This window comes from Pseudomonas sp. Irchel 3E20, assembly GCF_900187645.1.
In the GTDB taxonomy this organism is placed as follows: Bacteria; Pseudomonadota; Gammaproteobacteria; order Pseudomonadales; family Pseudomonadaceae; genus Aquipseudomonas.
The window spans coordinates 184,461-200,885 of sequence record NZ_FYEE01000011.1 but is presented as its reverse complement, the minus strand read 5'-3'; the positions used below and the strand labels follow the sequence as shown (position 1 = coordinate 200,885).

15 protein-coding genes are annotated in these 16,425 nt (G+C 62.0%); 13 read left to right on the top strand and 2 right to left on the bottom strand.

What is annotated here, in order from left to right; all coding sequences use genetic code 11:
- Positions 1 to 350 precede the first annotated feature (350 nt).
- Together CKW13_RS19470 and CKW13_RS19465 are read right to left on the bottom strand one after the other, a co-directional pair.
- On the bottom strand, positions 351 to 1,571 hold the full coding sequence (locus CKW13_RS19470) for a CaiB/BaiF CoA-transferase family protein (RefSeq protein WP_095110356.1): 1,221 nt from the start codon (positions 1,569 to 1,571) through the stop codon (positions 351 to 353).
- A 13-nt stretch (positions 1,572 to 1,584) separates the two neighbouring features.
- Positions 1,585 to 2,766, bottom strand: a complete 1,182-nt coding sequence (locus tag CKW13_RS19465; protein ID WP_045059067.1) for an acyl-CoA dehydrogenase — start codon at positions 2,764 to 2,766, stop codon at positions 1,585 to 1,587.
- A gap of 157 nt (positions 2,767 to 2,923) precedes the next feature.
- Between CKW13_RS19465 and CKW13_RS19460 the strand changes: the two genes are divergently transcribed.
- The 13 genes from CKW13_RS19460 (at position 2,924) to CKW13_RS19400 (ending at position 16,375) form a co-directional block, all read left to right on the top strand.
- Entirely contained in the window at positions 2,924 to 3,844 is a 921-nt protein-coding gene (locus CKW13_RS19460; RefSeq protein ID WP_095110355.1) for a LysR family transcriptional regulator, read from the top strand.
- Positions 3,845 to 4,272: 428 nt separating this feature from the next.
- The gene (locus tag CKW13_RS19455; protein ID WP_095110353.1) at positions 4,273 to 5,394 is read left to right on the top strand and encodes a Re/Si-specific NAD(P)(+) transhydrogenase subunit alpha; all 1,122 of its coding nucleotides are present in this window, start codon (positions 4,273 to 4,275) and stop codon (positions 5,392 to 5,394) included.
- 15 nt (positions 5,395 to 5,409) lie between these two features.
- Positions 5,410 to 5,733 carry an NAD(P) transhydrogenase subunit alpha gene (locus tag CKW13_RS19450; protein WP_003187010.1) on the top strand — a complete coding sequence of 108 codons (324 nt, stop codon included), beginning with the start codon at positions 5,410 to 5,412 and terminating at the stop codon, positions 5,731 to 5,733.
- Complete coding sequence (locus tag CKW13_RS19445) at positions 5,733 to 7,169, top strand: NAD(P)(+) transhydrogenase (Re/Si-specific) subunit beta (protein ID WP_095110349.1); 1,437 nt, start codon at positions 5,733 to 5,735, stop codon at positions 7,167 to 7,169. The genes CKW13_RS19450 and CKW13_RS19445 overlap by 1 nt, the downstream gene beginning before the upstream one ends.
- A 181-nt stretch (positions 7,170 to 7,350) precedes the next feature.
- Positions 7,351 to 8,844: an acetyl-CoA hydrolase/transferase family protein gene (locus tag CKW13_RS19440; protein ID WP_095110347.1), complete on the top strand. Its 1,494-nt coding sequence runs from the start codon at positions 7,351 to 7,353 to the stop codon at positions 8,842 to 8,844.
- 319 nt (positions 8,845 to 9,163) lie between these two features.
- Positions 9,164 to 9,379, top strand: a complete 216-nt coding sequence (locus CKW13_RS19435; RefSeq protein WP_095110346.1) for a DUF1127 domain-containing protein — start codon at positions 9,164 to 9,166, stop codon at positions 9,377 to 9,379.
- A 369-nt stretch (positions 9,380 to 9,748) separates the two neighbouring features.
- Positions 9,749 to 10,066, top strand: coding sequence for a DUF2388 domain-containing protein (locus CKW13_RS19430; RefSeq protein ID WP_095110344.1), 318 nt, complete (start codon positions 9,749 to 9,751; stop codon positions 10,064 to 10,066).
- Positions 10,067 to 10,159: 93 nt separating this feature from the next.
- Positions 10,160 to 10,468, top strand: coding sequence for a DUF2388 domain-containing protein (locus tag CKW13_RS19425; RefSeq protein ID WP_095110343.1), 309 nt, complete (start codon positions 10,160 to 10,162; stop codon positions 10,466 to 10,468).
- A gap of 27 nt (positions 10,469 to 10,495) precedes the next feature.
- On the top strand, positions 10,496 to 10,816 hold the full coding sequence (locus CKW13_RS19420) for a DUF2388 domain-containing protein (RefSeq protein ID WP_095110341.1): 321 nt from the start codon (positions 10,496 to 10,498) through the stop codon (positions 10,814 to 10,816).
- Positions 10,813 to 12,774 (top strand): DUF4105 domain-containing protein, encoded by a 1,962-nt coding sequence (locus CKW13_RS19415; protein ID WP_095110339.1) that lies wholly within the window; start codon positions 10,813 to 10,815, stop codon positions 12,772 to 12,774. Before CKW13_RS19420 ends, CKW13_RS19415 begins: the two co-directional genes overlap by 4 nt.
- A 230-nt stretch (positions 12,775 to 13,004) precedes the next feature.
- Entirely contained in the window at positions 13,005 to 14,468 is a 1,464-nt protein-coding gene (locus CKW13_RS19410; RefSeq protein WP_095110338.1) for a hypothetical protein, read from the top strand.
- Positions 14,456 to 15,931 (top strand): hypothetical protein, encoded by a 1,476-nt coding sequence (locus tag CKW13_RS19405; RefSeq protein WP_095110336.1) that lies wholly within the window; start codon positions 14,456 to 14,458, stop codon positions 15,929 to 15,931. The genes CKW13_RS19410 and CKW13_RS19405 overlap by 13 nt, the downstream gene beginning before the upstream one ends.
- 30 nt (positions 15,932 to 15,961) lie before the next feature.
- Positions 15,962 to 16,375 carry a hypothetical protein gene (locus CKW13_RS19400; protein ID WP_095110333.1) on the top strand — a complete coding sequence of 138 codons (414 nt, stop codon included), beginning with the start codon at positions 15,962 to 15,964 and terminating at the stop codon, positions 16,373 to 16,375.
- Positions 16,376 to 16,425: the final 50 nt, after the last annotated feature.

The following is a 16,425-nucleotide window of genomic DNA, read 5'->3' as shown; positions in this document are numbered from 1 at the left end:
CTTTCAAAGTTTCGCTGGGAAATCTTTAACAACTTCAACCACTTGCGCTGACGATCACTCGTTAGCGGGAGGCGAATTCTACAGCGTTACTCGCTGCTGTCAACACCTCTTTTTCAACTCCTTTCGGGCTTCGATGACCTGAAGCTCCGCGCTGCCGAAACCTGCATAACTCTTTGTTTACCAAGGAGTTTTCCGTTTTGACTGCGCCGGAAGTGGGGCGAATTATAGACAGATATAAATCGCCGTCAACCGTTAATTCGGGTTTTCTATCGAGCCAAGCAAAAAGCCCAGCAAGAGGCCCCTTCTCTATAGAAGGGGCGCGCCCAACTCCCTTCTATATAGATAACGACCTAAAGCACCCCTGACTCCTTCAAGGCAGCCACCACCGAAGCATCCATCCCCAACACCTGCTGGAGCACCTGCAACGTGTGTTCGCCCAACAAAGGTGGAGCATTGCGGTACTCCACAGGCGTTTCGGAAAGACGGATAGGGCTGGCGACCTGAGGAACAATGCCCGCCAGTTCATGAGGCATCTCCAACGCCAACCCACGCGCGCGAACTTGAGGGTCCGCGAACACCTGCTCCAGATCATTGATCGGACCGCACGGCACGCCCGCCTGCTCCAGTTGCAACACCCATTGCGCCGTGGTCTTGAATACTGTTGCCTGACGAATCAACGGAATCAATACCGCCCGATTGGCCACACGCTGCGTATTTGTGGCAAACCGCGCGTCATCCGCCCACTGCGGCTGCCCAGCCACCTCGGCAAACTTGCGGAACTGGCTATCATTGCCGACCGTAAGAATGAAATCGCCGTCCGCCGTCGGGAAATCCTGGTAGGGCACGATATTAGGATGGGCATTGCCCAAGCGCTTCGGCGCAACCCCTGTGGTCAGGTAGTTCATCGCTTGGTTAGCCAGGCACGCAACCTGCACATCCAACAGCGCCATATCGATATGCTGCCCGCCGCCGTCGTGATCGCGATGGGCCAACGCTGCGAGGATCGCCACCGTCGAGTAGAGCCCGGTGAGGATGTCCGTCAACGCCACGCCGACCTTTACCGGCCCAGCGCCTTGATCGCCCTCGGGGCGGCCCGTCAGGCTCATCAACCCGCCCAACCCCTGAATCATGAAGTCATAGCCGGCGCGTTTGGCGTAGGGGCCGGTTTGCCCGAAGCCTGTGATCGAGCAGTAGATCAGCTCCGGGTTCAGCGCCCTGAGCGACTCATAATCCAAACCATAAGCCGCGAGGCCACCGACCTTGAAGTTCTCGATCAAGATGTCAGATTTGGCCGCCAGCTCCCGTACCAGGCGCTGCCCCTCGGGCCGCGTGAAGTCGATGGTGACGGATTGCTTGTTACGGTTGGCCGACAGGTAGTAGGCCGCCTCGGTGGTGTTCTCACCATAGGCGTCCTTGAGGAAGGGCGGGCCCCAGGCGCGCGTGTCATCGCCATTGCCCGGCCGCTCGACCTTGATGACCTCGGCCCCGAGATCCGCGAGGATCTGCCCAGCCCAGGGGCCAGCCAACACCCGCGACAAGTCCAATACCCGAAGGTGCGAAAGCGCGCCCATGGTCGTGCTCCTATTAATAGAACGCCTGAAGACCCGTCTGTGCACGCCCCAGGATCAGCGCATGAACGTCGTGCGTACCCTCGTAGGTGTTCACCACTTCCAGGTTGACCAGGTGCCGCGCCACGCCGAATTCGTCGGAAATGCCATTGCCGCCCAGCATGTCCCGCGCCATGCGCGCGATGTCCAGGGACTTACCGCACGAGTTGCGCTTCATCATCGAGGTGATCTCCACCGCCGCCGTGCCTTCGTCTTTCATACGGCCCAGGCGCAGGCAGCCTTGCAGGGCGAGGGTGATTTCAGTCTGCATGTCGGCCAGTTTCTTCTGGATCAACTGCGTAGCGGCCAAGGGGCGGCCAAACTGCTGGCGATCCAGGGTGTATTGGCGGGCGGTGTGCCAGCAGAATTCGGCGGCACCCAAGGCACCCCAGGAAATACCGTAGCGGGCCGAGTTCAGGCAGGTGAAAGGGCCTTTCAAGCCACGCACGTCCGGGAAGATGTTCTCTTCAGGGACGAAGACGTTATCCATGACGATTTCGCCGGTGATCGAGGCGCGCAGGCCTACCTTGCCGTGGATCGCCGGGGCGCTCAGGCCCTTCCAGCCTTTTTCCAAGACGAAGCCGCGAATGTCGCCCGCGTCATCCTTGCCCCAAACGACGAAGACATCGGCAATCGGGCTGTTGGTGATCCACATCTTGCTGCCGGTCAGGCTGTAGCCACCTTCGACCTTACGTGCACGCGTAATCATCGCGCCCGGGTCGGAACCGTGGTTGGGCTCGGTCAGACCAAAGCAACCGATCCATTCGCCCGAGGCCAGTTTCGGCAGGTATTTCTGTTTTTGCGCTTCGGTGCCGAATTCATTGATCGGCACCATCACCAGCGAGGACTGCACACTCATCATCGAGCGATAGCCGGAATCGACGCGCTCGACCTCACGGGCAATCAGGCCGTAGCTGACGTAGTTCAAGCCGCTGCCGCCGTACTGCTCGGGAATGGTGGCACCCAGCAGGCCGACTTCACCCATTTCGCGAAAGATCGCCGGGTCGGTTTTTTCATGGCGGAACGCCTCAAGCACCCGCGGCGCGAGCTTCTGCTGGGCGAATTGCTCGGCGGTGTCGCGGATCATGCGCTCTTCTTCTGTGAGCTGTTGATCCAGCAGCAGCGGGTCGATCCAGTTGAAGCTTGCTTTACCGGCCATGGGTTGAGTCCTCGTCATCAGGTCAAATTTCGTGGGTTGATCCTAGGCCGCCCCCGCCGATCCGGCAAACGAGGATTTTGCATACTGTTGTGCTTTTTACTCACTTCGTAATAGCCTGAAAGCACCTACCAGCAATGAATTAGTGAGATAGCTGTACATGCGCAGGAAAATACCCAGCACCACCGCCCTGGTCAGTTTTGAGGCCGCCGCGCGCCATGAAAGCTTCACCAAGGCTGCCCAAGAACTGTCGCTGACCCAAGGGGCAATTTGCCGGCAGATCGCCAGCTTGGAGGAGTTCCTCAGCGTTGAGCTGTTTCGCCGCTCCCGACGCGGCGTAAAGCTGACCGAGGCCGGGCTTTCCTACAGCCGCCGGGTCGCCACGCAACTGGATGCGGTCGAGCGCGACACGCTGTCGGTGATGGGCCAGCAGGGCGCCAACGTGATTGAACTGGCCGTGGTGCCGACCTTTGGCACGCAATGGCTACTGCCCCGGCTCAAGGACTTCCAGCAGCAGCACCCGGAAGTCACCGTCAACTTGACCAACCGCACCCGGCCCTTCCTGTTTGCCGACACCGACTTCGACGCCGCTATCTACTTTGGTGATGCCGACTGGTCCGGCACCGAATCCCATAGGCTGATGGGCGAAAACCCGATGCCGGTGTGCAGCCCGAGCCTGCTGGGCGCGAAAGGTCAGTTGAGCGCCAAAGAAATTGCCGACCTGCCACTGCTGCAACAGACCACACGCCCCTACGCCTGGCGCCAATGGTTCAACGCCCGGCAGTTGAATATTCCCCGGGACATGACAGGGCCGCGCTACGAGCTATTCTCGATGCTGGCCCAGGCAGCCATGCACGAGATGGGTATCGCCCTGATCCCGCCGTTCCTGATTCAACGCGAATTGGCAGAGAAGCGCTTGGTCATCGCCAATGAACATTCACTACCGAGTATCAAGGCGTATTACCTGATGATTCCTGACCGAAAAGTCGAATCCGCCTCATTGCGAGCTTTCCGCGACTGGTTGATCCACCAAGCTAACAGCTACAACCCCGAAGGGCAGGGGCTTTCAAACATTAGCTGACTCCGTAGTCAGCTAAATATAATCACTACAGATATAACTAAATGTCGCCTTTAAACAAACTGTACCGATAACCAGAACAATCGTCCTACAAGCACCGTACTCATTGCCTTTGCGCCCTTATCCCGAGGTCATGTCAGCTTATTCAGCACACGGATGGGAATTTTTCTTGAATTCCGTCCTGCACCTTGAAAGCCGTGCCCTACAAGGGTTATCGCCGCATTGTTGCGACATTCGGTCACGGCATGACTTGTAGTTAATTTTCCGTCACCCGTCATAATCCCTTGAAGGGCACAAAGTTCGCCTGCAAAATGCCGCGCCCCGCCCTGAATACAGCGGGACCGTGCTGATCGGCCGCCCCAGCGCACGTGTCGTCGTGCACTGGCCTCTTAAAGAATCACAAAGCAATAAGATCCAGCAGGAGATTTGACGTGCACATTGGTGTTCCTCTCGAAACCCAGACGGGTGAAACGCGGGTTGCTGCAACCCCTGAAACCATCAAGAAGCTGATCGGCCAGGGTCATAAAGTCACGGTACAGAGCGGCGCCGGCATTAACGCCAGTGTGCTCGACAGTGCGTATGAAGCGGCAGGTGCGACCATTGGCAGCGCCAACGAGGCATTCGGCGCCGAACTGATTCTCAAGGTCGTGGCCCCTGACGACAACGAGCTGGCGCTGATTAAAAGCGGCACCGTCCTGGTCGGCATGCTCAACCCGTTCAGCAATGAAACCATCGCCAAACTGGCCGAGCGCGGCATTACAGCCTTCGCTCTGGAGGCCGCGCCGCGTACCTCCCGCGCGCAGAGCCTGGACGTGCTGTCCTCTCAGGCCAATATCGCTGGCTATAAGGCCGTGTTGCTGGCTGCCCATCACTACCCGCGCTTCATGCCCATGCTGATGACTGCCGCCGGTACGGTGAAAGCCGCCCGGGTGCTGATTCTCGGCGCCGGTGTAGCCGGGCTGCAGGCCATCGCGACCGCCAAGCGCCTAGGCGCGGTGATCGAGGCGTCGGACGTGCGCCCTGCGGTGAAGGAACAGATCGAATCCCTGGGTGCCAAGTTTGTCGACGTGCCCTACGAGACCGACGAAGAGCGCGAATGCGCAGTAGGTGTGGGCGGCTACGCGCGGCCGATGCCGGCCAGTTGGATGCAGCGCCAAGCCCTGGCCGTGCATGAGCGCGCCAAGCAAGCGGACATCGTCATCACCACCGCGCTGATTCCGGGCCGCAAGGCGCCGGTGCTGCTGAGCGCCGACACCGTCGCGCAGATGAAGCCAGGCTCGGTGGTCATCGACCTCGCCGCGGCCCAGGGCGGCAACTGCCCGCTGACCGTGGCCGACCAGGTCGTCGTCGCCAACGGTGTGACCATCGTTGGCCCGACCAACCTGGCCGGCGCCGTCGCAGCGGACGCTTCGGCGCTCTACGCACGCAACCTGCTGGACTTCCTGAAGCTGGTCTTCACCAAGGAAGGGCAGTTCGAGATCAACCTAGAAGACGATATCGTCGCCGCGTGCCTGATGTGCCGCGACGGCCAAGTCATCCGTAAAAACGCCTAAGCAGGGATTCAGACGATGGAAGAGCTTATCTCCCCCGGTATCTACAACCTGATTATCTTCGTGCTGGCTATTTATGTCGGTTACCACGTGGTCTGGAACGTCACCCCGGCGCTGCACACGCCGCTGATGGCGGTGACCAACGCCATTTCCGCGATTGTCATCGTCGGCGCCATGCTGGCCGCCGCCCTGACCGTCACCCCGCTGGGCAAGACCATGGGCACCCTGGCCGTGGCCCTGGCCGCCGTGAACGTGTTCGGCGGCTTCCTGGTGACGCGCCGCATGCTTGAGATGTTCAAGAAAAAAGCCCCGAAAGCCGTAAAAGAAGAGGCGCCCAAGTAATGAGCATGAACCTTGTCACGACGCTCTACCTGATCGCGTCGATCTGCTTCATCCAAGCCCTCAAGGGCCTGTCGCACCCCACCACGTCGCGGCGCGGCAACCTGTTCGGCATGCTGGGCATGGCGCTGGCGGTGTTCACCACCGTGGGCCTCATTTATAAGCTGGGCGCTGAACTGGCGACGGCCGGCATCGGCTATGTGATCGTCGGCCTGCTGGTCGGCGGGACTGCTGGCTCGATCATGGCCAAGCGCGTGGAAATGACCAAGATGCCGGAGCTGGTGGCGTTCATGCACAGCATGATCGGCCTGGCGGCAGTGTTCATCGCCATCGCGGCGGTGGTCGAGCCGCAGTCCCTGGGCATCGTCAAACAGTTGGGCGACGCGATCCCGGCGGGCAACCGCTTGGAGCTGTTCCTCGGCGCGGCGATTGGTGCCATTACCTTCTCAGGCTCCGTGATCGCCTTCGGCAAGCTGTCGGGCAAGTACAAGTTCCGCCTGTTCCAAGGCGCACCGGTACAGTTTGGCGGCCAGCACAAGCTCAATCTGCTGTTGGGCCTGACCACCCTGGGCCTGGGCCTGGTGTTCATGTTCACCGGCAACCTCACCGCGTTCGCCGTGATGCTGGCCCTGGCCTTCGTGCTGGGCGTGCTGATTATCATCCCGATCGGCGGCGCAGACATGCCGGTCGTGGTGTCGATGCTCAACAGCTACTCGGGCTGGGCGGCGGCGGGTATCGGCTTCTCGCTGAACAACTCGATGCTCATCATTGCCGGCTCCCTGGTGGGCTCCAGCGGCGCGATCCTGTCGTACATCATGTGTAAGGCCATGAACCGCTCGTTCTTCAACGTGCTGCTGGGCGGCTTCGGCAACACCGCCGAGGCGGCAGGCCCGGCGGGCTCGCAAGAAGCGCGGCCGGTGAAATCCGGCTCGGCGGACGACGCCACGTTCCTGCTGACCAACGCTGACACCGTCATCATCGTCCCCGGCTATGGCTTGGCGGTCGCCCGGGCGCAGCACGCGCTCAAGGAACTGACCGAGAAGCTGACCCACCGTGGCGTGACCGTGAAGTACGCGATCCACCCGGTGGCGGGCCGCATGCCCGGGCACATGAACGTGCTACTGGCCGAGGCCGAAGTGCCTTACGACCAGGTGTTCGAGATGGAAGACATCAACTCCGAGTTCGGCCAGGCCGACGTGGTGCTGGTGCTGGGCGCCAACGACGTGGTCAACCCGGCCGCCAAGAACGATCCGAAATCGCCGATTGCCGGCATGCCGATCCTCGAAGCGTTCAAGGCCAAAACCATCATCGTCAACAAGCGCTCGATGGCCAGCGGCTATGCCGGCCTGGATAACGAACTGTTCTACCTGGACAAAACCATGATGGTCTTCGGCGACGCCAAGAAAGTCATCGAAGACATGGTCAAGGCTGTCGAGTAAAACCCTGCTCCAGCGCAACACAAAAAACCCCGGCCTTGGTTAGGCTGGGGTTTTTTATGCGTGTTGAAAACCCGACAAAAGGCTCTAAATGGCGGCCCTGCATTCGACCATGGTAGCGGGACGAACCGGGCACAAATCACTAGACTGCGCATCTTGCTTTCGATGCCCGAGATAATAATCCATGTACCGTGATCGTATTCGCTTGCCTTCCTTGTTCAGTAAGGTCATGAGCGCGGCTGATGCCGCCGCCCTGATCGAAGACGGCATGACCGTCGGCATGAGCGGTTTCACCCGCGCCGGCGAAGCCAAGGCCGTGCCCCATGCGCTGGCCGAGCGCGCCAAGAAATCACCCCTGAAAATCACCCTGATGACCGGTGCCAGCCTGGGCAACGACCTGGACAAAGAACTCACCGAAGCCGGCGTACTGTCGCGGCGCATGCCATTCCAGGTAGATAGCACCCTGCGCAAGGCCATCAACGCCGGCCAGGTAATGTTCATCGACCAGCACCTGTCCGAAACCGTGGAACAGCTGCGCAACAACCAGCTCAAGCTGCCGGACATCGCGGTCATCGAAGCCGTGGCCATCACCGAGCAAGGCCACATCGTGCCCACCACCTCCGTGGGCAACTCGGCCAGCTTCGCGATCTTCGCCAAGCAAGTCATCATCGAGATCAACATGGCGCACAACCCCAATCTGGAAGGGTTGCACGACATCTATATCCCCACTTACCGGCCCACCCGCACACCGATTCCGCTGGTCAAGGTCGACGACCGTATCGGTAGCACCGCGATCCCGATCCCGCCGGAAAAAATCGTCGCCATCGTCATCACCAACCAGGCCGACTCTTCGTCCACGGTGTCGACGCCGGACAGCGAGACCCAAGCCATCGCCAACCACCTGATCGAGTTCTTCAAGCAAGAAGTGGCTGCCGAGCGCATGACCAACAAGCTGGGCCCACTGCAGGCCGGCATCGGCAACATCGCCAACTCGGTGATGTGCGGCCTGATCGACTCGCCGTTTGAAGACCTGACCATGTACTCCGAAGTCCTCCAGGACTCCACCTTCGACCTGATCGACGCCGGCAAGCTGGTCTTCGCTTCCGGCAGCTCGATCACCCTGTCGAACCGCCGTAACGCGGACGTGTTCGGCAACCTGGAGCGCTACAAGGACAAACTCGTACTGCGCCCGCAGGAAATCTCCAACCACCCCGAAGTGGTGCGGCGCCTGGGCATTATCGGCATCAACACCGCCCTGGAGTTCGACATCTATGGCAACGTCAACTCCACCCACGTCTGCGGCACGCGGATGATGAACGGCATTGGCGGCTCGGGTGACTTCGCGCGCAACGCGCACCTGGCGATCTTCGTCACCAAGTCGATTGCCAAGGGCGGCGCGATTTCCAGCGTGGTGCCGATGGTCAGCCACGTGGACCACACCGAACACGACGTCGACATCCTCGTCACCGAGATCGGCCTGGCCGACCTGCGTGGCCTGGCGCCACGGGAGCGGGCGCGGGTCATCATCGACAACTGTGTGCACCCAGACTATCGCCAGGCGCTGAACGACTACTTCGAAGCCGCGTGCGCCCTGGGCGGGCACACCCCGCATATCCTGCGCCAAGCTCTGCAGTGGCACATCAACCTGGACGAAACGGGGCGGATGCTCGCGGTGTAGTTCACACAGTTGGCGGCTGATGCAAAAACACTTTCATCAGCCGCCGGCATCAACCCCTTTGATTGACGAAAACTGTACTGCTGTACTGGTATTTTCCTACCGAAACGTCCTACCAAAACTACCCATCCGTGCAAAAACGCACCAAATAGGTGCCGACAGGTACAGTTGCCTCATTTACGAGCAGTACAGCCCCTATAAACAGTTAACTGGCCCCTCACAATACAGGTGAACTGTATCTAGAGAGACTTGTGCAACGAGAGGATCATTGGCATCAGTTAAACCACTACCTAATCCCGCCACAAGCGGAAGGATGTCAATCATGGAACGTACACTCAGTTCCGAACTGTTTTTTGAAGACAACGCTGTAAAAACCCAGGCTTCCATGCCTTTGCGCGTTCTCGCCAACCTGATGCTGTGGCAGCGCCGCATCTCCAGCCGCCATCAACTGGCTCGTCTGGATTCGCGTCTGCTGGCTGACGCCGGGATTAGCGAAGCACAACGCTACGAAGAGCTGAGCAAGCCGTTCTGGCGCTAACTTAGCGCTGCTGGCCCTGACCCACCGGGTCCACCGCCAGCACTGAATTGAATACACAAAGCCCGTCGCAGATCACTGCGGCGGGCTTTGTCGTTTCCGGGCTCGCAAAACCACCTGACGAATACAGTTTTAAATATCTTAAAATTGACCAGTACAATTTAATCGAACGTTCTCGTACGCCTTACGCCGTGCCGCGCGCAGAGCAAGAGGCGCTCGCTATAAATCTGCGGCCAGCCCTATCGGGCCGCCCAGACCCGGCCTAATATCCGACAAGTACGTGGCGAACGCGGCCTGGTGTGCGTCAGAGGCTCTACTCACCGCGCTAACGGCAGTGAACGTCTTTTCGGCTTATCCACAGGAGTCACCCCCATGTCCCGTCTTCGCCTGCTCAGCGCCGCAGCCTTGCTGGCTGTGGCCGCCAACGCCAGTGCCAGCAGCTTTATCGTCACCACTGACTCGATCGTCGGCGCGCTCAAGGCCACGTCCGATGCCACTTCCGATGTGTCGTCCTCGTTTCGCGATAACAAGATCGTGCAAGCGGCCCGCGACGACGCCGCCAGTTTCGTCGCCAGCGAAGGCGCCATTCGGGGTGCGAAGCTGGAAAGCGCCTTCGCCTACATCCGCCAGCAAGCGCCGCAACTGGGTGCCAGCGACGCGCAATTGGCCCAGGCCATCCTGGTGATCTGAGCGCCCCGTTCGGATCGCGGCTAGCGCGATGCGGCCTGGCTCTGGCCCGGGCATTGCGCTAGCCTTGGCGCTCGCTTTTAACTGTCGAGTCCCATGCGCTTTTTCTCACCTTCGCTGATCGCTCCCGTATTGATTGCCGCCTGCTGGGCAACCTCGGCCCCCGCCCTGGACCTGACCACGCAGAACCTCGTGGTCACCGCTTACGCTTCAAGCAAAGTGACGTCAGCGCCCTTCGACCATAAACTGCTGCTCGCCGCCCAAGATGACGCTGCGGCCTTCATTGCCAGCGATGGCCAACTGCGAGGAGCGCAACTGGAGTCTGCCCTGGCCCACCTGCGGCACACCCACGCAAAACTTCGTGCCAGCGACCTTGAACTGGCACAGGCAATCCTCGTCCAATGACCACCTACGTTTTTCCGGAGTTGTTCCATGCGTAACCCGCTGATCGCTGCCACCCTTGGCCTACTCTTGTTGGCCGACGTGGCCCAGGCACAAACACTGGTAGCCACCAGTAACATCATTGTTCGCGCCTTTGGCCGCGCAATCGATTTCACCTCCGACACCACCACCTCGATCCGCGATTCGAAAGTGGTGCGCGAAGCCCACGATGACGCCGCCAGTTTCGTCGCCACCAACGGCGACATTCGCGGCGCGCACCTGGAAGCGGCCTTCGATACCCTGCGCACCCGCGTGCCCGAAGCCCGTGGTGCCAGCGACCAGGACCTCGCGCAAGCCATCCTCGCCCTGTGAGGCGGGTTGGCACCTGGCTGCTGGCCGCGGCGCTGTTGCTCCTGGGCAACAGCGCCCACGCTGCCCTGCAATTACAGCTCAAGGCCGAAGGCCTAAGCCCTGCCGAGCAGCACGCCAGCCAGGCGCTGATCGATGAAGCGATGCAGGCCCTGCCGCCGCGCTTCATCGCTCAACTCGATCGCACCATTGCTGTTGGCTGGACCGACAAGATGCCCGCTAACGCCTACGGCCAGGCGTCGCTGGTGTCAGAGCTGGACCTGAACCGCAACCTCCTGGCCACCCTCACCGATGGCAGCGCCGCCACCCGCAAGACCCAACGCCCCCACGCCACCGTGCGCCGCGAAATGCTCGCCACCGTGGTGCATGAGCTGACCCACATTTATGACCGCTCGCGCCTGTGGCCCGACGCCGAGCGGCACCTGATCCAACGCTGCACCCGCCAGAGCGACAGCGCCGGGCTGGTCGGCCTGCCGGACCAATGCCGGGGCCAGAACGCCCGGCGCTTCACCCTGAGCGACGACCCGCGCCTGCTGGACCTGGCCGGGTGGCAGCAGTACGTCGGCCGGCGCGGCGAGCGCGAGCAGCACAACCGCCAGATCGCCCGCAGCCCCGACCTCTACGAAACCAGCAGCCCCAAGGAATTCGTCGCGGTCAACCTGGAATACTTCCTCCTCGACCCCAGCTACGCCTGTCGGCGCCCGGCGCTGTACCGCTATTTCAAGGAACACTTCGGCTGGGCACCGCCCGCCAAGGCCGAATGCGCCAAGGCGTTCGCCTTCCTCAATGCCGGCAACGACTTCGCCAAGCAGCCACTAGGCCAGGTGGACCCGGAGCGCGTCTACGCCGTCGATTACCTGTTGGCCGAGGCCAACCAGAACTGGGTCAGCCGCTGGGGCCACAGCATGCTGCGCCTGGTGATCTGCGCCCCCGGCCGCCCGCGCGGGCCGGACTGCCGCCTCGACCTCGACCAACACCTGGTGCTGTCGTACCGCGCCTTCGTCGGCGACGTGCAGTTATCGAGCTGGGACGGCCTCACCGGCGCCTACCCCTCGCGCCTGTTCGTCCTGCCGCTGGCGCAGGTGATCGACGAATACACCAAGACCGAACTGCGCAGCCTCGCCTCCGTGCCCCTGAACCTGTCGCGCCGCGAGGTCGAAGAAACGGTCGAGCGCGCCGCCGAGATGCACTGGAGCTACGACGGCAACTACTACTTCCTGTCCAACAACTGCGCCGTAGAGAACCTCAAGCTGCTGCGCACCGGCAGCAACAACCCTGAGCTCACCGGCCTGGACAGCATCCTGCCCAACGGCTTGCTGGAAGTGCTCAAGGGCCGCGGCCTAGCCGACACCAGCGTGCTCGACGACCCACGCGAAGCCTTGCGCCTGGGTTATCGCTTCGACTCTTTCCGCGACCGCTACCAGGCGATGTTCGAGGTGCTGAAAAAACACCTGCCCATCCCCCAGGACACGGTCGAAGACTGGCTCTCCCTCAGCGCCGCCGAACGCCGCCCCTGGTTCGACCGCGCCGACCTGCGCACCAGCGCCGCGCTGTTGCTACTGGAACAGGCGAGTTTCCGCCGCCAATTGCTGCTGGCCCAGGACGAGGTCAAGCAGCGCTACCTGGGCGCCCGCGACCTGAAAAACGGCGGCATGGAGAAGGCCAACCAGACCTTGCAGCAGATCCTCGCCAACAGCGGCTTTCTCAGCCGCCCAGCGGAACTGCTCGACAGCAGCGGCTACGGTTTGCCGCAACCAAGCGAGTGGCAACGCCTGGAATCCCAGAGCAGCCTGCGCCAGAAGCAACTACAAGCCCTGACCGGCGATCTGGACAAGGAAGTGCGCGCCTTGCTCGAACCCAGCCGCGCCGCCGAAATCGCCGCCAACGAGGCCAACGTCAAGTACGTGGGCGAGCATTTGCGCGCACTGCACAAGGCTGCCGGTGGCCTGGAACTGCCCTGATCCTACAGAGCAAGAAACCTCCTACAGCCTTGAGCGGCAAAGGTTGACAACATTTATCAGTGTGCCACTATTCCGCCGTTATTTAGCGGGCTTTACGCCAGCAGTTTGGCGCCTGTCAGCGGGTTTCGCCCCGGCAGCGCCGCCAAGCACTCACCCTCTTTTTGAAGTGGTTGCCTGACCCCTCCAGGCAATGGCCAGCACGCATGTTTTATGGGTTTCGGTAGGTATATATGGATGTAGCCGGTGACGACCGTGCGTACGCGTGGCAACTCGACGAACAGCTCTGGGCGCAAACAGGCGACAGCACCTTCACCCTGGTGAATGTCGCTGGGGTGACGCCTGACGCCGATCTGGTCGATCTGGACTACGCCGTCGGGGCCAAACGCGCCCCGTCGAGCAGTACAGATGCCTACTTGCCTGCCGATTTTGCCTTCTGCCCCCTTACTGGCCAGAAGCTCGCCCCCGTGGCCTATCAGAAAGACCGCCGCTGGCTGCCGCCCTATGGCAATGGCAGCGGCCGCCGGGTGGTCGATGACGAATGCGACCTGGACAGCGCCGAGCGCACCCTGGCCAGCCTCTACCAGCACTTGCTCGCCAACCCCGGCCGCGACCTGGACAGCAGCAAACAAGCCCTCGCTGCGCCACGCAAGAACGGCCTGAATTTCTTTGTCGGCCAATTGGGCGGGCACCGCGACGCCTTGTTCAGCCTGAGCCGGGAAGGGGGCCTGTTCCTCTGGCAGCGCGGCTCGCACAAATGGCTGGCGGTATTGCCGCGCACCACGCCCATCGGCCGCACCAGCCTGGAAAACTGGGCCTGGGGTGTGGCGCTGCAAGGCGAAGGGCGCGAGCAAAAACTGATTGTGGCCGGTGACGAAGGCGCGACGCGGGTCAGCGTCGATCCGCTGGCCCTCAGCTACCAAGTGGACCGCTGCGCCGGCCGTGCCCTCGGCGCGCCAGGGGATTTGGCCGAGCACACCTTCGTGCCGCTGGCCCTGGCCGACGGCAGCGTGTGCCTGGCCAGCCCCGGCGCCGAGGGCGGCTGGACCCAGCACCCGGTAGCCAACGCCACGGCAGCGCAGATGAACCGCCTCTCGGCGCCGCTGCGCGACCCGGCCTCGCGGCGCCTGCTATGGATCGGCGAGCAGGGCTACCTGGTGGCGCAACTGGGCGAAAGCGTGCAGGCCCAATGGCTGCCGTGGCCCATCGGCGCCACGGCCAAACCCGAACTCGGCCCGCCGTTCCTCGACGGCTACGGCTGGTGGCAACTGCTGTTCGACGCCGACGGCCAGAGCTACCTACGACTGGGCTCGCAGGAACGCCGCACGATCAAAGGCACACGCCTTGGCACCGGCCATTTGAACTACATGTTCAACGTGCGCCTGGACCAGCCCTGGGACGAGCACGACGAACACAACAACCCGATGACACGGGAAGTGCGCTACCCGTTCATCGAGTTCAGCCGCGACAGGCTGCTGCTGTCGTTGCGGGTCAACCGTGACAGCGGCAGCGTGCAGAGCCTGTTTGACAGCGATGCCGCCGTCGATAGCGAGTTCTGCCTGGAACGCATCGGCGAAGTGGCCCTGCGCCTGCCACTCAAAGTCAGCAAACCCTGGAACGCCCAGTGGTTCTTTTTCGATCAGGCCTTGTGGCTGTACATCGACTCATCCGGAGCACTTTTTCGATGGAAGGCATAAGCCTGTTGCTACGCCGTGGCCTGTTGATCGTCCTGAGCCTGGCCAGTGGCCTGGCTGCCGCCGAGCCTGTGCGCCAGGTGTTTTTGGTGCAGAACTCCGGCTGGATGGAGCCCTTCTACCTGGACCCGGCGTCGCCCTTCAAACCCCTGGTGATCCAACTGGCCGCTGCCGCCGCCGGCAGCAGCGAAGTGGTGATCGGCGGCTTCAACCAGGCCGACGCCCAGCACCCTTCGCCGGACTGGAAATTCCGCGGCCCGGGCACCCACGCCAAGTTGGCCGAGAGCGTCAACAACCTGGCCCTGGCGCGCAAAGCCAGCGGCGCCTACGCCGACACCGACTTCAAGGAAGCGCTGATGGCGGCGATCACCACCGGCCTGGAAGGGCGCGAAGGGATCGTCTGGATCATCACCAACAACAAGAACAGCCCCAACAACAGCGGCGAAACCCAGGCCAAGAACCGCGAGTTCTACGACCTGCTGCACAAAGAAGCGGTGATTAGCCGCATCGCCGCGTTCCCGCAGAAAATGCCGGTCAAGGGCACTAACTACGAAGCCAACGGCCTGATGATCTACGCCCTGGCCTACGGCGCGAAGGCCGGCGTGGCCTTGGAGCAAGTGCTGGCCCAACCGGCCCTGGCCACGTTGCTCAACGACGACCGCGTGCGCCTCAAGCCGTTGACCGAAGCCGCCGTGCGCTTCATCCCCACGGGCGTGAAAGACACCCCCGACGTCAGCGCCGAACTGGCCGGCGACCAACAAACCGTGATCCTCAACGTCAAGGTCGATGGCTCGGCGAAAACCGCCGTGCTGCTGGGTAAGTTCGAGAACCAGTTCAACCCCTACCAGATCCACGACGCCAAGATCGACATGCGCCTGGACATGCCCGGCGAAGCCTTGCAGTCGAGCATTTCCCTGGATCGCCTGACCGACCTTGAGCCCGGCGCCCGTTCACCGGAGCTGGCCATCAGCCTGCAATTGCCGCCGCTGCCGTCCCAGTGGTCCAGCGAAGTGCTGTTCTCCAGCGGCTATTCACGCGCCGGGGCGATTGAAGTGCGCCTGAGCGAGCAGCAACTGCGCATTTCCCAGCAATTCGTCGCGCGCATGAACGAACTCTTCCCCGGCGACGCCTTGCCCGACGTGTTCGTGCCGTCCAACGAAGCCGGCGCCTCGGCCACCCGCCTGCCCATCGAACTGCGCATCAGCTACCCGCTGGGGCCGGTGTTGCTGCTGTTCGGCCTGTTCGTACTATTGCTCGCCGGCCTGTTGCTGGCCAAGGCCCTGATCGCCGGCAAGAAGTCCTTCACCGTGATCGTCGAAGGCCTGGCCCAGAATTACCCGCTCAAACCGTTCAGCAGCGCCAGCGTCTACGACGCGCAGCAGAACAAAGTGGCGACCCTCAAGCGCGGCCTGTTCGGCGCCAAGCTCGAGAACAAATCGCCCGACATTGCCGTACGCCTCAAGTAACCCCTATCAGCACCCAAGGAAAATTCACCGATGGCCCAAACCAGCGCATTGCCAGCCCCGATTGAAAGCGAAGCCCCCGCGGCCGCCGTCACCACGACCACCACCCTGAGCGTGCCGACGCCGGGCGGGCTGGACCTGGGCCCGAAAAAAGTCGATAGCCGCGATGCGCTGATCGGTGTGGCCGTGCTGGTGGTGCTGGCAATCGTCTTCTTCGTCATCAAAAACGCCTACGCCAACTGGCGCGTGCGCGAGCGCGTCGCGCCAAGCCGCGCCAACGCCTCGGGCTGGTTCCTGTTCCTGGGCCTGCTGATGGTTTCGGCCATGGCGGTGCTGGCGGTCATCAATTCCGGGCAGTTCCTGGTGCCGCTGTACCTGGCCCCGCTGGGCGGCGTGGCGCTGCTGTCGCTGATTGCCTGGTTAATGACCTTTTCGGCCAAGCGCTAAGCCCCCTGTGGGCGCCTGGCTTGCCGGGCGCCTGCCAGAAACAGATAAAC